This is a genomic window from Paenibacillus athensensis, assembly GCF_004514475.2.
Taxonomy (GTDB): Bacteria; Bacillota; Bacilli; order Paenibacillales; family NBRC-103111; genus Paenibacillus_AL; species Paenibacillus_AL athensensis.
On the sequence record NZ_MYFO02000008.1, the window covers coordinates 68267 to 84832 of the forward strand.

General features: G+C 49.0%; 21 protein-coding genes and 1 pseudogene. All 22 read left to right on the forward strand.

Annotated features, from left to right (window positions below; genetic code table 11):
* Nucleotides 1–153: 153 nt before the first annotated feature.
* Nucleotides 154–1254 (forward strand): histidinol-phosphate transaminase, encoded by a 1101-nt coding sequence (gene hisC, locus B5M42_RS15565; RefSeq protein ID WP_134750182.1) that lies wholly within the window; start codon nt 154–156, stop codon nt 1252–1254.
* Nucleotides 1255–1279: 25 nt separating this feature from the next.
* Nucleotides 1280–2368, forward strand: coding sequence for a prephenate dehydrogenase (locus B5M42_RS15570; RefSeq protein ID WP_134750184.1), 1089 nt, complete (start codon nt 1280–1282; stop codon nt 2366–2368).
* Nucleotides 2369–2493: 125 nt separating this feature from the next.
* Complete coding sequence (locus B5M42_RS15575) at nt 2494–3318, forward strand: class I SAM-dependent methyltransferase (protein WP_134750186.1); 825 nt, start codon at nt 2494–2496, stop codon at nt 3316–3318.
* A gap of 32 nt (nt 3319–3350) precedes the next feature.
* Nucleotides 3351–3884 carry an NUDIX domain-containing protein gene (locus B5M42_RS15580; protein WP_134750188.1) on the forward strand — a complete coding sequence of 178 codons (534 nt, stop codon included), beginning with the start codon at nt 3351–3353 and terminating at the stop codon, nt 3882–3884.
* Nucleotides 3885–4725: 841 nt separating this feature from the next.
* Nucleotides 4726–5268 (forward strand): GNAT family N-acetyltransferase, encoded by a 543-nt coding sequence (locus B5M42_RS15585; RefSeq protein ID WP_134750190.1) that lies wholly within the window; start codon nt 4726–4728, stop codon nt 5266–5268.
* A gap of 377 nt (nt 5269–5645) precedes the next feature.
* Nucleotides 5646–6002 (forward strand): hypothetical protein, encoded by a 357-nt coding sequence (locus B5M42_RS15590; RefSeq protein WP_134750192.1) that lies wholly within the window; start codon nt 5646–5648, stop codon nt 6000–6002.
* Nucleotides 5965–6291: a DUF6933 domain-containing protein gene (locus tag B5M42_RS25755; RefSeq protein WP_407946126.1), complete on the forward strand. Its 327-nt coding sequence runs from the start codon at nt 5965–5967 to the stop codon at nt 6289–6291. The genes B5M42_RS15590 and B5M42_RS25755 overlap by 38 nt, the downstream gene beginning before the upstream one ends.
* Before the next feature lie 46 nt (nt 6292–6337).
* Complete coding sequence (locus B5M42_RS15595) at nt 6338–6808, forward strand: hypothetical protein (RefSeq protein ID WP_134750194.1); 471 nt, start codon at nt 6338–6340, stop codon at nt 6806–6808.
* A 192-nt stretch (nt 6809–7000) separates the two neighbouring features.
* Nucleotides 7001–7471: a YcxB family protein gene (locus B5M42_RS25760; protein WP_407946127.1), complete on the forward strand. Its 471-nt coding sequence runs from the start codon at nt 7001–7003 to the stop codon at nt 7469–7471.
* Between the two features lie 65 nt (nt 7472–7536).
* Nucleotides 7537–7992, forward strand: a complete 456-nt coding sequence (locus B5M42_RS15600; RefSeq protein ID WP_167689646.1) for a DMP19 family protein — start codon at nt 7537–7539, stop codon at nt 7990–7992.
* 17 nt (nt 7993–8009) lie between these two features.
* The gene (locus B5M42_RS15605) at nt 8010–8615 is read left to right on the forward strand and encodes a hypothetical protein (protein WP_134750200.1); all 606 of its coding nucleotides are present in this window, start codon (nt 8010–8012) and stop codon (nt 8613–8615) included.
* Between the two features lie 548 nt (nt 8616–9163).
* Nucleotides 9164–9757, forward strand: coding sequence for an RNA polymerase sigma factor (locus tag B5M42_RS15610; RefSeq protein ID WP_134750202.1), 594 nt, complete (start codon nt 9164–9166; stop codon nt 9755–9757).
* Nucleotides 9754–9852: pseudogene (locus B5M42_RS25590) on the forward strand (anti-sigma factor family protein); the annotation flags it as partial. The gene B5M42_RS15610 and the pseudogene B5M42_RS25590, both read left to right, overlap by 4 nt.
* A gap of 42 nt (nt 9853–9894) precedes the next feature.
* The gene (locus B5M42_RS15615) at nt 9895–10377 is read left to right on the forward strand and encodes a zf-HC2 domain-containing protein (RefSeq protein WP_230632940.1); all 483 of its coding nucleotides are present in this window, start codon (nt 9895–9897) and stop codon (nt 10375–10377) included.
* Nucleotides 10378–10461: 84 nt separating this feature from the next.
* Complete coding sequence (locus tag B5M42_RS15620; RefSeq protein ID WP_134750206.1) at nt 10462–11043, forward strand: histidine phosphatase family protein; 582 nt, start codon at nt 10462–10464, stop codon at nt 11041–11043.
* A gap of 163 nt (nt 11044–11206) precedes the next feature.
* Nucleotides 11207–12355 (forward strand): hypothetical protein, encoded by a 1149-nt coding sequence (locus B5M42_RS15625; RefSeq protein ID WP_134750463.1) that lies wholly within the window; start codon nt 11207–11209, stop codon nt 12353–12355.
* 205 nt (nt 12356–12560) lie between these two features.
* Nucleotides 12561–12749, forward strand: coding sequence for an IDEAL domain-containing protein (locus tag B5M42_RS15630; protein WP_134750208.1), 189 nt, complete (start codon nt 12561–12563; stop codon nt 12747–12749).
* A 183-nt stretch (nt 12750–12932) separates the two neighbouring features.
* Nucleotides 12933–13361 carry a DUF2487 family protein gene (locus B5M42_RS15635; protein WP_134750209.1) on the forward strand — a complete coding sequence of 143 codons (429 nt, stop codon included), beginning with the start codon at nt 12933–12935 and terminating at the stop codon, nt 13359–13361.
* A gap of 282 nt (nt 13362–13643) precedes the next feature.
* Entirely contained in the window at nt 13644–14189 is a 546-nt protein-coding gene (locus B5M42_RS15640; RefSeq protein ID WP_134750211.1) for a ubiquinol-cytochrome c reductase iron-sulfur subunit, read from the forward strand.
* A gap of 17 nt (nt 14190–14206) precedes the next feature.
* The gene (gene qcrB / locus B5M42_RS15645; RefSeq protein ID WP_134750213.1) at nt 14207–14878 is read left to right on the forward strand and encodes a menaquinol-cytochrome c reductase cytochrome b subunit; all 672 of its coding nucleotides are present in this window, start codon (nt 14207–14209) and stop codon (nt 14876–14878) included.
* A gap of 19 nt (nt 14879–14897) precedes the next feature.
* On the forward strand, nt 14898–15785 hold the full coding sequence (locus B5M42_RS15650; protein WP_134750215.1) for a c-type cytochrome: 888 nt from the start codon (nt 14898–14900) through the stop codon (nt 15783–15785).
* Between the two features lie 67 nt (nt 15786–15852).
* Nucleotides 15853–16533: a DUF1405 domain-containing protein gene (locus B5M42_RS15655; RefSeq protein WP_230632941.1), complete on the forward strand. Its 681-nt coding sequence runs from the start codon at nt 15853–15855 to the stop codon at nt 16531–16533.
* Nucleotides 16534–16566: the final 33 nt, after the last annotated feature.

Genomic DNA, 16566 nt, shown 5'->3' on the forward strand with positions numbered 1-16566 from the left:
GGCTGACCTCTTGCAGCCCCGCTCGCCGGGCGGTGCGGAGGTTTCTTTTTGACCGTACTGGAAAGTTTAGTATCGATAAGGTAAAATAAAGTTTATGTGACTTAGCAGCGTCGAATGAAAAATGATGAATTATGAATCCATATGGGGTGACACATGCAGCCGAAACAATCGATTATTCACCTGCCGGTGTATCAGCCGGGCAAACCGATGGAAGAAGTCAAACGCGAGCTTGGCTTGACCGAGGTCATCAAGCTGGCCTCCAATGAAAACCCGTTCGGCAGCTCGCCAAACGCGAAAGCGGCGGTTGAAGCGGAAATCGCCAATATCAGCCTGTATCCCGACGGGGGGACTGTGGAGCTGAAAGCCGCTGTAGCCGAGGTGTTGGGCGTGGAGAGCGGTCAATTGATTTTTGGCGCCGGCTCGGACGAGGTTATTCTGATGATTGCGCGCGCATTTTTTGTGCCGGGCGACGAAACGGTGATGGCTTCGCATACGTTCCCGCAATACAAGCATAACTCGGAAATCGAAGGCGCGATATGCGTCGAGGTGCCGCTCAAGGAAGGGACGCACGATCTGGAGGCGATGTTGGCTGCGGTCAACGACCGGACGAAAATCGTCTGGATTTGCAATCCGAACAACCCGACCGGCACGATGAATACCACAGCGGAGATTCGTTCGTTCCTTGACCGTTTGCCGGCGAATGTGCTGGTTGTGCTCGACGAGGCTTACTGTGAATACAACACGTCCGCGGAGTATCCAAACAGCTTGGAGCTGATTGGCCAATACCCGAATGTTGTAGCGCTGCGGACGTTTTCGAAAATTTACGGCCTTGCTTCGCTGCGCATCGGCTTTGCCATCGGTCCGGTAGACGTGATTCGCACGATCAATCAGGTGCGCGAGCCGTTTAATACGTCGCGCTTTGCGCAAGCTGCGGCGATCGCTTCGATCCGCGATCAAGCGTTTGTTGAAAGCTGTCGCCAAGCGAACACGGAAGGTCTGGCTTATTTGAGCGAGCAGTTTGCTCGGCTTGGCTTGACGGCTTATCCGGCGCATGGCAATTTTGTGATGGTGGACGTGGGCCGCCCGGCCGGTCCTGTGTTTCAAAGCCTGCTGCGTAAGGGCATTATTGTGCGCGGCGGTCATCAGCTCGGCTTCCCGACATCGATTCGCGTAACGATCGGCAGCCGGGAGCAAAACGGCAAGTTCATTGCGGCGTTGGAGCAAGTGCTCAGCGAAACGCCGGTAGAAGTCTAATCTCTGGAAACTAAAGGTTGATCACATGATAAAAATTGCGATATTCGGCGTAGGGCTCATTGGCGGCTCTCTCGCCCTCTGCTATAAAGGAAAGCCCGGTTACACGGTCGTGGGCCATTCGCCCAATCCGAAATCGGTGGAAAAGCTGCTCAAGCGCGGCGTGGTCGATTTCGCGACAACCTCGATGGCCGAAGCCGTCGACGGGGCGGATTACATCGTATTGTGCGTGCCCGTGGGCATGCTGGAAACGTACTTGCAGCAGCTGGTGAAGCTACCACTCAAGCCCGGCTGCATTATTACCGACGTGGGCAGCACGAAGGCATCGATTACAGAAAGCGCAGCGGCATTGCAGCTTGGCGGCGCGTATTTCATCGGCGGTCATCCGATGGCCGGCTCCGAGCGCTCCGGCGTAGAAGCGGCGACGTCGCACCTGTTCGAGAACGCCTTCTACGTGCTGACGCCTGCCGACGGCACGCCGCCCGAAGCGGTGCAACGTCTTGGCGAGCTGCTCGCTTGCACGAAGGCCCAGATCATCGAAGTGAACGCGCGCGAGCACGACGAAATCGTCGGCGCGATCAGCCATCTGCCGCACATTATTGCCGTAGCGCTGGTGAACCAGATACGCGGCTATGACGCGACGAATTCGCTGTACCGCAGTCTGGCGGCTGGCGGCTTCCGCGACATTACGCGCATCGCTTCGGGCGAGCCGATCGTCTGGCGCGACATTCTCGTTAACAATCGCGAGGTGCTGCTGCGCCTGCTGCGCGACTGGAATGGCGAGATCGCCCGCTTCATCGGCTTGCTGGAGCAAAGCGACGGCGACGGCATTGCCGCGCAGTTCCGCGACGCGGGCGAATTCCGCAGTCAGCTGCCGGAGCGCCGCAAGGGCATGATCACGTCGCTGTACGACATCTATGTCGACGTGCCGGACCATCCCGGCGTCATCGGCAGCATTGCGACGCTGCTGGGCAACGAGCGCATCAACCTGAGCAACATTCACGTCAGCGAAAGTCGCGAGGATGTGCCGGGCGTGCTGCGCCTGTCGTTCCGCAATCAGGAGGACGCCGACCGCGCGTCGGAGGTATTGAGCCGCCAATATGCGGTGCATGTGTAGAAGCGAAATCAGCGGGAAGCTGCGGGGCTATGAAGCTCTGCGGCTTCTTTTTTTGTTTACCGGGATTTCGTATGGATGATACAATGGAAGGGTGATCCAGTTCAAAAGGATAAGGGGGGATTTCTTTGCAACATATCATAGATTACTACAATCATTTCGACGAATGGGGTCGCCTTGATCGTGAACCCTTAGAATTTATGGTGAATTTGCATCATATTGTAAAGAATCTTCCGGAGAACGGACATCTATTGGACAATGGCGCTGGACCGGGTAAATATTCCCTGGAACTGGCAAGACGTGAGTATAAGATTACTTTAATCGATCTGACTCCCAGATTAGTTGAAGTTGCAGAACAGAAGGCAAAAGAGCTGAATCTTTGGAATCAATTTGAGGGGTTTTATGCTTTAGACGCCAGGGATTTGACGCGTTTCCCCGATGATCATTTTGATGCTGCGCTTATGCTGGGTCCTCTTTATCATCTTCAGACTGCAGAAGACAGGGCCAAAGCAGTTTCTGAACTATACAGAGTAGTCAAGCCCAATGGAATGGTTTTTGTGGCTTTTATGTCGAAAAGCAGATTTTTATTAAACTCTTTGTTGCATCCTGAACATTGGAAGCCCAACCATACGGCACATGGCATAGAAAAATTTATGGAATCAGGCATATTTAATCATAGTGACCCGGGTAGATTTACAGGCGCGTATTATTTTGATATTCAAGAGATCGAGCCATTTATGGAAGCGAACGGATTCTCCACGCTTAAATTAATTGGATCAAGCAGTATTGCCGGGTCGATGAATCAAGAACAATGGGATTACTGGAGACGCAGAGGAGATTTTGAATACCGCAGGATTTTAGAATGGGTCCTAAAAGAGTCTGAAAACCCGTATATGCTTGGCGTATCGTCACATCTTTTATATATTGGACAAAAGACAAGGAAGACAGGTTAATTCGGAAAAGCCCGCAAATCAAGGAGGAACCCATGTCTTCACCTATTCGAATTAGACCCACAGCTTTAATCTTAAAAGATGATGCCATCCTCTTGGTCGAATATACGGATGAGCATGGAATCCACTATAATTTACCCGGCGGCGGTGTAGAGCCTGGAGAGACCTTGAAGGAAGGTGTTAGGAGAGAGGTATTTGAAGAAACAAGGGCTGAAGTGGACGTGGGCCCGTTAGCCTTTGTCTATGAATACGCTCCCCACCTGCAGTCTGGAGATTATGATAGCCCGACCCCAAGCATCCATTTGATATTTGAATGTTACCTGAAAGAAGGCTCCGTCCCGCATATTCCTGATACTCCCGATCTGAATCAGTCGGCGGTAAAATGGGTGGCGTTGAATGAACTGGATGCCGTCCTGTTGTATCCGAATATCAAAAAAGAGATATGGAGCTACCGAACAGACAGAAAGACCATCGATCTGCTCGAAGACTATCAGCTTGACAGTTATTCAAAAAAGAGAAGTAGCACCGCCGTCTTTATTCAGGATGAAATTGACGCAGCGGAATATTAAATTAATTTTATTGAGGGGAATATGAAATTTCTTTCAAGATCAGCAAAAGATAAAACTTTAGATATATTGACTATTGATTTAGTAGTTAACATTAAGCAAGTATACAAAAACATATCCAAGCACAAACGTGTAAAGGCACCTGTCATCGATTATAAGTTAAAATTATTTATTAACGGATATGAAATAGATAAAGAGTCCGAATCGATTTGAATTTTCGAAAAAGAATATCGTGCATGTTGCAGAAGTTATACAACAGCATATGGAAGAATTAAAGAGCGTACATACAGCACATGGATTAGTTTTTCAAAAAAATATTGAAAATTATGAGCAAATCCTTTTTGCTTTTATCAAGAAAGGCGGCTGAAGGATTTGTTTATCGTTGAGGGGAGGACCAATAGACCTTGGATTTCAGGAATATTCATTTGTAAAAAACAGTTGAACAATACTGGGAAAATATACCGGAAACATTAAGGGCCAATCAGCGAATTATTGAGATTCCGCTTCCGTACCCTTTTTATGTGATTGAAAGAGAAGGCTTCAAATACTTGGGGTACAATCAACTTATACAAATACTCAATGACCTGCAGGTTGGGGAATCTTGCGATGATGTTTATTTTAATCTGTATTTTATAACGGAAGACTTTCGGCCAAGCAAACCTGGAGCAGATAGTATGGGAATGTTCAATCATGACCATGTGAACAAAAGCTTCATGGAGTATTTTAGAGAAGATGGTGCTCTATTTTTAAAACGACGAAGACTTTTGTTATAGTTTAATGAGCTGTGGCCGTTTTGCAGGCAACATGACGTGAGATCAAAATTTCTGGCAAAGCAGGTGAAACGATGAATCAGTCTCCTAAGATTGTGGGAACCACCGTGACATTAAGACAGCCCATTGAGCAGGACATTTACGACTACCTACAGTGCGAAGTGAAGGCGGAGCTCGAACAGATGTATGGCGGGGATACCAGAAACATGAAACCACGCACGTTGGAGATGGCTCAGTCCTATATCGAGCGAATACGGGGAAATAAGCTTAACTGGTGTGTAGAATATGAGGGGCGAAGCATCGGCGAGGCCCGGTTAACGGTCAATGAAGAGGATCGTCGAGCCAGATACGCCGTAGGTATTTTTGATGCTTCCTGCTGGAATCAGGGGTTGGGAACGGAGATCACTCGTTTGGTATTAGCATATGCGTTCGAGGAGCTGCGCCTGCATCGCGTGGATTTGCGTGTTTTGGAATATAACACAAGGGCGATTCGCTGTTATGAAAAATGCGGATTTGTGATTGAAGGCAGGGAGCGGGAAGGCGCATTGATCGAGGGTAGATTTGAGACGGATGTGATCATGAGCATTTTGGAGCAGGAGTATCGGGCAGCCTATTAGCAGATCACTGGGTGCTGGAAGGTCAAGAAAGCTACTCGTGGCAGTCTGAATAAAACCGCTGCTTATTGTACGTCAAACATCAAAAGTGATTCGTCAGTAGGGAATTATATGATAAAGGTTATCCAGCGAATAATGCGAGAATGACGATATGCGAAACTAAGACTAGTCTTCGGTTTCAATACAGAACAAGCAGGTTGCCAAAGGTCAGCCATTCCGCAGATCAAGATGAGGCGAGATGGAATTATGCTTATTGGTTACAGAATGAAGAAATAGTAATTGGCAGCAACTGTGATATAGCTGAATTCGTTGAATGGATAAATGCTATAATGAATGAATTTAATGAGTTTCGACATATTGAACTTGGGAGTGGATGATCGATGAGCCTGCAATTTCTTTTACAAGACAAACCAACAAAGCTATGGAAAGATAGAATGATAGAATTTGACGATGAGCTGTTTACTGAGGAAAGATTGGAATTAAGCGATAAGTTATTAGGTTCATATGTAAACAAACTAGAGGCCATACAAAAGGATGAAGATAAACGGGATGTGAAAATCATGAGTGCGGTAAAGGATGTAGTGATTGCTTTTAATGAACTTAATGACGAGCATGACTATTTTATCGACACGATGGAACGAGAAGAGTTGGCTGAATTCATAGATAAGGCTGCAAAAGCAGCAGGGCTGGAGATCGAAGATGGATTTGATATTACAGAAGAATGGCGAGAATGGTAAAAGGATAGACATCATAAAGGAGCGAATTACATGCTTGCACTTAGATATACTCAAAAGCTTTTGTTGGCACGTGAGCATACTGCAATTACGGCGGAAGCATATCCTGTTTGTAAATGATTTGAGCCGTTTATGTCTAGTTGTTGACGGGATCAGGAGTGGTCAATTTCTTAAATTGCAAGAAAAATTTATGAATGAACTCAAAGAATATCTGGATTTAGAAGGGCTGAAGAAAAGCCACATTTACCAATATTTAGACCAACAGCTTGAAAGTTTTTCAAAAAATAGATAGAAGCTTGTCTTTAGGGCATGTTTCTCGATGATCTTAGGAGAATTCAATGAAAAAATTTCGCGGTATACGAAGATATTATCGTAGCCTAGACAACCGTATTGCCCATCAAAAATTTCACTTTGATCAGGATGGCTCGTCATGGTACAACCATTGGCATATCCATCTCGATTGGGAGGGGATTACTGAGACGAGTGTTAAGCATAGAAGGAGTCATTTTAAGAAATATATAGATTTACTAAAGAAAGTAGATGAACAATCAAGAAATTCCAATGTGGATTTTCAATGTTGGATTTTCCTGGATGCGAATTCCGGTTCATGTGACGCTATATATTTGCACACAAAAAATCCTCATAGTGAATTCCCTTTACGGACAACCGGGATACAGTGGGGAGTCATGCCGCCAGCATTGATTCAAGATGTAATTGACGCAGCGGAATATGAAGTGGGATGCCAAAAAGAAGGAGATTTTTATCAATATTACATTTATAAACGAGAAGTCGGACTACCGTTAAAATAATTTGTTTTGAAAATAGTGAAAAATAATTACAAAAAAATCGTCAGTTCTTTTAGAACGGTGTAAAGAAGTCATGAGCGCATTGTTCTATGAGTTTTTATTTATTCATTAGAGCAGGAGTACGGGTCAAATTTTATTTGGCATGTGGGAAGGATTTAACGGATGATCACTATCTCATTTAGATTTAATGAATATATGCCTCAAGCCATAAAGACTTATTTTTTAAACACGTTACGATATCGATTAATCATAGGGATAGGCTTGATTGCTCTGTTATTGAATAGTTTGGTTTTTCTAATCACATATTCCAAAACGGCATTAGTTGTAGGCTTGCTTTTATTATTTGTAATCGTGGTTGAGGGGATTCGCTATTACTATGTCCTACCAAATAAATATAGAAAGAATACGCTATATTCAAATCTTTTTTCACTGACCGTCACGGAGCAGGAAATCCGATTTAGTTCCAATGAGAGCGATTCTCGGGTGAGTTGGGCATATATTAAAAAAGTTTGGGAAACCAAGGATTTGTATTATTTATTTTTGGACAAGCATCAATTTTGGATTGTACCCAAAGATCAATTCGCGAGCAAAGAGGATCATATTCAGTTTCGTGAAATCGTATTGACGAAGCATCGTCAAATATATACTGGAATAAATCGGACTTAGGCTATTGTATTTATGTAGTTCAATGGTTCGCTGAATTCGAGCGCATGAAGGAGGAATCATATATTATGAAGGAATACCTTACGAGATTATTAGAAGGCAAAGACGACGATCTCCTCTTAAATGTATTGCAGATCATCATGGATAAGTGCGCGTATGGACAGCGTATGGATGCTTTATCGAGTGCTGAACGAATGATTTATTTGCTTGGCGTTTTCGAAGGTGAAATGAATAATGGGGGATTCAGTCAGTATCTCTTTAATAGCAGCGGGAAATATGCATATGAAACCGTTCAAGCCTTGAAAATAATTAACGCCGAACATACGGCTTCTTTGCTTGAGAAATCCATCCGTATTTACAAAAACGGCCCAACAAATGACGGTCGAAATGAACCGGAGGAAGATGAGTTAATGGAAGAACAGGTAGATGCGCTTAACGATTTGGATCGTCAATTTTTCGCTTACAATGATCATATACATGATTTACAATTTGCCTATATGATAAACCATCGGGATGAATTTTAGTAAGAAAGGAACCAAACATGTTCAATAAACTGATTAAGAAAATACTAGGCAACAAACCCAAAACAGGTTCCGTTGTTGTGATTCAACTCAATGACAAAATTAGACCGATGGATAGAGGAGATGTATACGAAGATCCGCTTGACGATTTATTGAAATCGCATAAATGGGGAGAAGTGATTGGCGGGGGAACGATGCTGGAGGAGTCGGGTGAAATCATGTTTTGTAATATTGAAGTGCTGATTTACAGTGGTAATAATGAAGAAAAGATTATTCAACAGTTGATTGATTTTCTTGAGCAAGCTGGCGCACCCTACGGCTCACACGTAACTTTGGAAAGAAGCGGGGTTCAGATCAATTTTGGGAAAAAAGAAGGAATAGGTATTTATTTGGATGGCATTCATCTTCCCGATGATGTGTATAGGGAATGCGATTCGAATGTGGTGCTGTCGGAAATTTCAAGATTAATCGACTACACTGGAGAAGCCCAACGATTCTGGCAGGGGGATACGGAGACAGCCTTATATTTTTATGGCGAATCTTTTGAACAAATGAAAAAGGCTATTGCTGAATTCACTACTACATACCCGCTCTGTCAAAATGCTAGAATCATTCAGATTGCCTAGACCGCTTGCAAGCGTTGAAAGCGCTCCAAAATCACTCGTAACCGTTTTCAAAAAAAGCGTTGACAAATTGTAAACGTATACATATAATAAAAGTACAGTATGGTTTCTCTCCACTCCTATCCGATTACTATAGCATCTGATCGATGCTCACCACTCTTTTGAGTGGTGTTTTTTTTGTTTGCCGTCCGGATGCATCGAATTGTTCCCAGGCTCCCGAATCATTCGGGAGCCGTTCGTGCGTTCAGGGCACAGGGCAGCTATGCCATGCGGAATTTTTTTGTCCAACCAGCCATATTCGTGAGCCTTCTGCAATATAATGAGCAGTGGCCGGGCGTCGTTGTCTGAAACCGACGATCAAATCGGGCAACTTTTTTCAAAAGGCTGTCGAAATTAGCAGGAATTTCGCGGTTTAGCCAGAACCATAATAGATACGCATTTTTTTAAATGAAAATTGGTTTCTTAACCGCAACTTTTCGCCCCTGCTGCCGTACAACATGTATGAGCAGCCCGGAACATGAACCGCCAGTCGCAAGGAGGGCCGCCGCGTAATGACCGATTCCCAGTTGATCCGTGAAATCAAGGATGGAAACGTTCAGTTGTACAACGAGCTGATGCGTCGTTACGAGCGTAAAATCCTGGCCTTCATTTTTCATATGCTCAAGAGCGCACAGATGGAAGCGATTGCGGAGGATCTGTGCAATGAGACGTTTTACAAAGCTTATCGCAGTCTGCACTCCTTTCGCGAGGTCGAAGCGTCGTTCTCGACATGGTTGTACACGATCGCCCGCAATACGGTGTTAAGTGAGCTGCGCAAAAATAAAAGCGTGCAGGTGTCGCTGGAGCAAAGCGGCCACACGCCGCACGCGTCGTTCGAAGCGATGCCGGAGCAAACGGTGCTTCGCAACGAGAAGGTAACGATGGTCCGCGAAGCGATTAACAGCTTGCCGGAGAAGCAGCGCTCCGCGCTGATTTTACGCGAATACGATCAGCTGGATTACCAGGAGATTGCCAATATTCTCGGGCAAACCGTCAGTTCGGTCAAATCGCTGCTGTTTCGCGCCAGAGCGGCCGTGAAATCTCAGCTGGAGCCTTATTTCAGCGAGCCGATATTCGAAGAGTATGAAGGGATGAATCAACGATGAAGTGTAGTGACATTCAGGACCTTTTTGGGACTTATTGGGATTTGCCCGATAATGACCTCAGGCGTGCTGCGGTCGACAAGCATATCCGATCCTGTGCGGAGTGCGCCGAGGAATTTCAAATATGGGAAGAAAGCACCATGCTGATTCGCACCGCATCACTGGAGGAAGCGCTGCCAAGCGCCGTGCCTAACGTCTCCGGCAAGGTGATGAGCCGCATCTATGAGGACGAGTCCTGGCGGATTCCGGTTCCGGAGCGAATGTATGCGATCTCGTTTACGCTGCGCCGCAATCTGACGGCCGTCATCGCCTTTTGCCTGGCCCTGTTCATGTTCAGCTTCCTGTTCTCGATTGTGTATGACGGCGCACCGGAACCGACGATGGCGTCTGCCGACAGCTCCATCTTTGATTTGCAGGACCCTCAGGCGCTTAACTCGTCGGAGTCGATGAACGGCCACGAGCTGGGCAGCGCGGTCGCGAGCGTGAGCCCGGGGATTATGGAGCCGCTGCGTTTTCAGGTGGGCCCGATTCATTCGTATCCGCATTATTTGCTCGTGGTTTCCATTCTCGGCCTCATTGCGACGATGCTGGTCATGAATTGGCTGTCGCGTACGAAAGCTTGACTAGTCACAATGCTCCGAACAGGAGCATTTTTCATTTTCTGCAGCCGGTATTGCCGGAATATCTGGAAGGAGGATGCATCCGTTATGACGACGATTGGCTTGATCCGCCACGGCAGCACCGTGTGGAATCAGCAGGGCAAGCTGCAGGGGCAGCTGGATACGGAACTGGCCGATGAAGGCCGCGAGCAGGCACGGCGGCTTGGCGTTCGCTTGCGCGGCGAAGCTTGGTCGGGCATTCTGGCCAGCGATTTGAAGCGGGCGCGGGAAACCGCGGAAATCATTTCCCGCGAGTCGGGCATTCCGCTGCTTGGCACCGACGCTCGGCTGCGCGAGCGCAGCTTCGGCGACGCGGAGGGCACAACGCTGGCCGAGCGGCTGGAGCGCTGGGGCGACGACTGGCGCAAGAAAGCGCAAGCGACCGGCGGCGAAGACGATGCGGCGGTTTGGAGCCGCTGGCTCGATTTTCTCACTGATTTGACGGCGGAAGCGCCGGCAAAGCGGGTGCTGGTCGTGTCGCACGGCGGCTTTATCGTTCAGGTGCTGCGCGGCTGGAAGCTCGAGCGTGAAGATTTTCTCAGAAACGCTTCGCTGACGATTGTGCAGCGCAAGGCAGAACAATGGCAGGTCGAGCTCTACAATTGCTTAACTCATTTACAGGAAGTTTGAAAATCAACGTCCGCTCTCCAATCAGGAGAGCGGTTTTTTTTGCGCGACTCTGCCGCTTTATTAATAGCACATGGAATATTTTCGGGAAAAATTCCCATAATGGTTACTAGAAAACGGCGAAGCTGCTCCGGCTTCGTCAAGCAAGGAGGGATCGCCGATGGAAATGAATTTGGCGGACATGCTTTGTTACAGCGACATCCACGAACTCAGCCGCATTGCGCTGACCTACGAATGCGAATGCAACGGCCATTCCAAAAACGAACTGATTCAGTCGATCTTGAATACGGTAGGCCGCAGGGACATTTTTGAGAGATATGTGCGCAATCTGCAGGTAGAGGATGTCCGGTTTCTGAATTCACTTTTGTTCGATTCGCGGAATTCCTTCAGTCTGGAGGAGCTGACGGCGCGCGCCAAGCAGACGCGGTTTCAGGAGAAGGATGACGGCGGCTGGAATCCGCGCGACACGATTGGCAAGTTCAAGCGGCACGGCTGGCTGTTTAACGGCTACTCGCAGCAGACGAAGTATTTGTTTCAGGTGCCGGAAGATTTAAAGCGGCGGTTCTGCGACGTGTTGGCTGCAGGGTTCCGGGAACGGCTTGCGGCCGGTCCCGAGCCGGAGGTGTATCGGGACGAGCAGCAACTGATCGTTGACGATACGCTGCAATTTTTGCGCTTTATAGCGCAGCACGGCGACATTCCGCTGACGGCTGAAGGCACGATGTATAAAAGACAGCTGCAGCAGGTGCTCGATACGATGTCGGTGGGTGAGGAAATGGTGGCCAAAGGCGCCTGGCGCTTCGGCTACGGCCGGATGTTCAAGGAATATCCGAACCGGCTGTCGTTCATCTATGACTATTGCTATTATCACCGGCTGATTGCCGAGAGCGACCGCAAGCTGACGCTGACGGAGGAAGGGCAAGCCCGCGTCGCGGAGGGGCGGAAGGAAAACAATGCTCAGCTATACCGCTTCTGGCTGCGGCTTTACAAAAATCCGATTCCGAACCTGCAGTCGATCGTCCAGTGGCTGGAGAGGCTGACTCAGGGATGGGTAACGGCGGAATCGCTTGGCGGCGTGCTGGGCGAGCTGATCAAGCCGTTTTATTACGACACGGCGCAGTCGATTTTCGAGCAGCGGATTTTGCAAATGATGATGCATCTGGGCCTGCTGCGGATCGGCGAGGCGGAGCGGCAAGCTCAGGTCGTGCGGATCACGAAGCTGGGCAGCGAAATCATCCGCGGCACTTATGTGGCCGAAGAGGACAAGGTGACGCTGGCCCCCGGTCCGCAGGACGTTTTTGACAGCAGTCTATAAGTCTATCAACTGGGTAAAGACACAATCGGCAGCAATCGGGCTGTTGCACGTAAACGGAGCTAATCGATGTGAATATGATGAAGCATGAGCATCGGCTAAGCAAGAACACGCGGTACCATCATATACTTTTACTAGGCAACTGACATGCATTCGTGCAGAGCAGAGCTCCAGACAAACCGCGGACAACATTTTGGAGGTAGGTCCTATGGGAAAAATGAATGTATCCAACGATGCGCTGCTGGCTCTTTTCGCCGAAATGGTCTGGGATCAGGCTATTCGCAATCATAAAGAGAAACATCTTTACGAAGAGATTGACAGTGCTCTGGCCAAGGGAGATCAAGCGACGTTCCTGGCCCTGACTTCCGAGCTGAAAACATTACAAGCCCAGGGTTGACGTGTTCGTTGCTCCGCATTTGAGTATCGAAAGGGACTGTTTCGTCCGGCCAGACGAAGCAGTCTTTTTTTGTCCGTTTCCGCATCCGATTGACAGCGAAGGAGGAAGCCGATAAAGTAGCAAATAGATTGGAGCAAGCTACATAAGCAGCCGCATTTTCACACATGATAGGGGAGACGCACGATGAAGTTCAGCGATATAAAAGAGGAAGAGTGGGAAGGGCTGCGGCCGTATCTGGATACGTGTCTGCTCCCGGTTACCGGATTGAGCGGAGCCGAAGCTCCCTGGCGGACGACAGGGGCGCTGGAGCAGCTGGCAGATGTGCTGGAGCTGCTGGAGCTTCCCTATAAAGGACGCGTCGTCACGTACCCGGCGCTGCATTACAGCCGGACAGCCGCAGCTGAAGATCAAGCTGACGAGGTGTGCAGGGAGCTGAAGGACGGAGGCTTCGCCTACGTTGTGATCGTGACGTCGGACCAGGCAGCGGCAAGCTGGCAGGTGGAGCATGCGGATTTGCTGATTTATGTCGATCCGGCGCAGCTGGCGGGGGATCGGACGGGCGCGAAGGCCGAAGCGGCCAACCGCATCCAGCAGCTGTGGCGAGGGCGTTAAAGAGTTTCGGAAGCGGTGTATTTTTGGAAAAAAAATTGTGCAGGATAAGGAAGCAACCGGCTTCTTCGGCCTTTCCGGCAGTTGTGACAATTTGGTTAAAATTTGTCCGAAGCCTTGGATTTCACTGGTTTAAAACGGCGTCCGAATCCTTGACGCCCTTGAGGTCGTAGGCTATTATAGGTAATGTCCTAGTTATATGTAGTGTAATGTCGAACGACACGTGATATAGGTTTGCATCGTCCGTCTTTCGGACGTCGGCCAATGTAGGGGGGTAGACTGAGAATGAGTGACCACAACAAGATCAATGAGGAGCAGCATGGGAAGAAGCCGGGAACAAAGCGCGAAATGTCCCGACGTCAGTTTCTTTCCTACACCCTGGGTGGCGCTGGAGGATTTATGGCAGCCGGTATGCTCGTACCGATGCTCAGATTTGCTGTCGATCCGGTTCTTCAACCTAAGAAGGAATCGGATTGGGTAAAGGTTGTTGAAGAAAGTCAAATCACGGCGGAGCCTAAGTCGTTTACGTTCCAGATTCATCAGGTTGATGGCTGGTACGAAAGCGATCCGGAGCTCGCAGCGTGGATTTCGAAAGACAGCAACGGCAAAATCTTCGCTTTGAATCCGACCTGCAAGCACTTGGGATGTACGGTAAACTGGAATGACAATCCGGAGTACAAGAATCAATACTTCTGTCCTTGTCACGGCGCGCACTATACGCAAGACGGCAAGAACTTGGCCGTAGCGCCGAAACCGCTTGACGAGTACGACGTAAAGGTTGAAAACGGCTTTGTGTATCTGGGCCCGCTTCATGCCAATACGAGAGCATAAGGAGGCGTTACGATCAGATGTTTAAAAATATGTACAACTGGATTGACGAACGTCTTGATATTACGCCGATGTGGCGGGACGTTGCGGACCATGAAGTTCCCGAGCACGTTAACCCGGCCCATCACTTTTCTGCGTTCGTTTATTGCTTTGGCGGCTTGACGTTTTTCATCACCGTCATTCAAATTTTGTCCGGCATGTTCCTGACGATGTATTATACGCCGGATATTATCAACGCTTATGCGAGCGTCGACTATCTGCAGCACAAGGTTGCATTTGGCGTCATCGTGCGCGGTATGCACCACTGGGGCGCAAGTCTCGTTATCGTGATGATGTTCTTACATACCCTGCGCGTGTTCTTTACCGGCTCTTACAAAGCGCCTCGTGAAATGAACTGGGTTGTCGGAATGCTCATTTTCTTCGTCATGCTGGGTCTGGGCTTCACCGGCTACCTGCTGCCGTGGGATAACAAAGCTTACTTCGCAACGCAAGTAGGGATCAAGATTGCCGCTTCCGTGCCGTATCTGGGCGATTACATCAAGACCTTGCTGCAAGGCGGCGAAATCGTAGGCGCGCAAACGCTGACCCGCTTCTTCGCAATTCACGTATTCTTCCTGCCGGGCGTCCTGTTGATGCTGCTGGCCGGTCACTTCTTTATGATTCGGAAACAAGGTATTTCCGGACCGCTATAATTGAAAGGAGGGCACTGTAGTGGCGCACGGTCATAAATCAGACGAAAAAGTTGTTTACGTCGGGGATTCCCGCGTCGTTAAGAAAACACATAGACCGCTTCCTCGAGATTACTCGTCGTATCCGGGCAAATCCGAAGCGTTTATTCCTAACTTTTTGCTTAAAGAATGGATGGTTGCCGTCGTAGTTCTCGTCGGTATTCTGGTTCTGGTCATGTCCGACCCGGCTCCGCTCGGGTATCCGGCCGATCCTAAAAACACCCAGTTCATTCCAATGCCTGACTGGTACTTTCTTTTCATGTATCAATTGCTGAAATATCCATACACCTCCGACCAATACGTCGTATTGGGTACGGTTGTTGTACCGGGCCTGCTGTTCGGCGGCTTGCTGCTCGCTCCGTTTCTGGATTCGGGCAAAGAGCGTCGCTTCTACAAGCGTCCGATTGCATCTTCCCTGATGATCCTTTCGCTGATTGCTTGTACGTACCTGACGTACACATCTTGGGCGCATTACGAGCATGAGCTGGCTGATAAAAACATCATTCCAGAGCATATCAAACGCGAGGAAGAGCTGCAGGCCGCCAAAGGAAGCGCAAGCGGCGGAGGCGGAGCCAAGACAAGCACGAAAGCAGCAGCGATTGTGGCAGCCGACGATCCGGGTGCGGAAATTTACAAAAAAGCAACCTGCGTTTCTTGTCACGGCGGCAACCTGAAAGGGATGCCATCCTCCGGCATACCGGCACTGCTCGGTGTTGGCGACAAACATTCGAAGGATGAGATTCTGGGTATCGTCAAAAACGGCAAAGGCAACATGGGCGCTCAATACCAAGCGAACATTGACAAAGGCTTAACAGATGCAGATATCGATAAGCTCGCCGATTGGCTGTCCAGACAGAAGAAAGCCGAATAAGATGGATGACAAGCCTGGCCGCAAACGCGGTCAGGCTTTTTTCAAAGGCGAAGGGAGAGGGCAACAGGTGCAGGACGGATTAGCGGTATCCTATTATTGGAGCCGGGCGTTTTTGTTGAATAAAGCGGTGCTGGGGCTGCTGCTCGTTTGTAACTTGCTCGGCACGATATACGGGTACGCTTGGTATGGGCAGCAGTTGGAGTATACGGTGGACAACTTTCCGCTCTGGTATGTGCCGTTTGTACCGGATAGTCCGACGGCAAGCCTGTTCTTTACGCTGGCGCTGCTGATCTTGCTGCTGGAGCGTAGAAGCAGTTCGCCGTACAGCCCGGAGCCGGCTGCCAGCCGGATTTCGCTCTTGCGCGGCTTGATCGAAGCGCTGGCTGTGGTAACGCTGTTTAAATACGGCATCTGGGCCGTCGCGATGATCGTCGCCGAAGCAGCAAAGGGCGGAGCGGTGGGCTGGGAGGGCTGGATGCTGATGGGCTCTCATTTCACAATGGCTGTTGAAGGGCTGCTGTTTGCCCGCTGGTTCCGGTTCGGCTGGGGCGCGCTGGCGCTCGCGGCTGGCTGGATGTTCTGGAATGATTTTATGGATTATCAGCGCGGGGTGTATCCTTGGCTGAGCGATGTGCTGATTCCCGACCTGCCACGCATTGAGTTATTTACGATCGGACTGAGCGTTGTCGGGACGCTTATTGGCGGCGTATTTGTGATTTCTCGCACCCGCAGCAAGCGGCTTCGTTAGCTGGTCTAAACCGGGACAATCCTCCATATGATG

Coding starts and splice junctions, on each gene's coding strand:
- B5M42_RS15610 (WP_134750202.1), top strand. CDS start 9,164: ATGACCGATTCCCAGTTGATCCGTGAAATCAAGGATGGAAACGTTCAG.
- B5M42_RS15570 (WP_134750184.1), top strand. CDS start 1,280: ATGATAAAAATTGCGATATTCGGCGTAGGGCTCATTGGCGGCTCTCTC.
- B5M42_RS15620 (WP_134750206.1), top strand. CDS start 10,462: ATGACGACGATTGGCTTGATCCGCCACGGCAGCACCGTGTGGAATCAG.
- B5M42_RS15630 (WP_134750208.1), top strand. CDS start 12,561: ATGGGAAAAATGAATGTATCCAACGATGCGCTGCTGGCTCTTTTCGCC.
- B5M42_RS15590 (WP_134750192.1), top strand. CDS start 5,646: ATGAGCCTGCAATTTCTTTTACAAGACAAACCAACAAAGCTATGGAAA.
- B5M42_RS15595 (WP_134750194.1), top strand. CDS start 6,338: ATGAAAAAATTTCGCGGTATACGAAGATATTATCGTAGCCTAGACAAC.
- B5M42_RS15615 (WP_230632940.1), top strand. CDS start 9,895: ATGCTGATTCGCACCGCATCACTGGAGGAAGCGCTGCCAAGCGCCGTG.
- B5M42_RS25760 (WP_407946127.1), top strand. CDS start 7,001: ATGCCTCAAGCCATAAAGACTTATTTTTTAAACACGTTACGATATCGA.
- qcrB (WP_134750213.1), top strand. CDS start 14,207: ATGTTTAAAAATATGTACAACTGGATTGACGAACGTCTTGATATTACG.
- B5M42_RS15635 (WP_134750209.1), top strand. CDS start 12,933: ATGAAGTTCAGCGATATAAAAGAGGAAGAGTGGGAAGGGCTGCGGCCG.
- B5M42_RS15580 (WP_134750188.1), top strand. CDS start 3,351: ATGTCTTCACCTATTCGAATTAGACCCACAGCTTTAATCTTAAAAGAT.
- B5M42_RS15640 (WP_134750211.1), top strand. CDS start 13,644: ATGAGTGACCACAACAAGATCAATGAGGAGCAGCATGGGAAGAAGCCG.
- B5M42_RS15585 (WP_134750190.1), top strand. CDS start 4,726: ATGAATCAGTCTCCTAAGATTGTGGGAACCACCGTGACATTAAGACAG.
- B5M42_RS15605 (WP_134750200.1), top strand. CDS start 8,010: ATGTTCAATAAACTGATTAAGAAAATACTAGGCAACAAACCCAAAACA.
- hisC (WP_134750182.1), top strand. CDS start 154: ATGCAGCCGAAACAATCGATTATTCACCTGCCGGTGTATCAGCCGGGC.
- B5M42_RS25755 (WP_407946126.1), top strand. CDS start 5,965: ATGGATTTGATATTACAGAAGAATGGCGAGAATGGTAAAAGGATAGAC.
- B5M42_RS15600 (WP_167689646.1), top strand. CDS start 7,537: ATGAAGGAATACCTTACGAGATTATTAGAAGGCAAAGACGACGATCTC.
- B5M42_RS15625 (WP_134750463.1), top strand. CDS start 11,207: ATGAATTTGGCGGACATGCTTTGTTACAGCGACATCCACGAACTCAGC.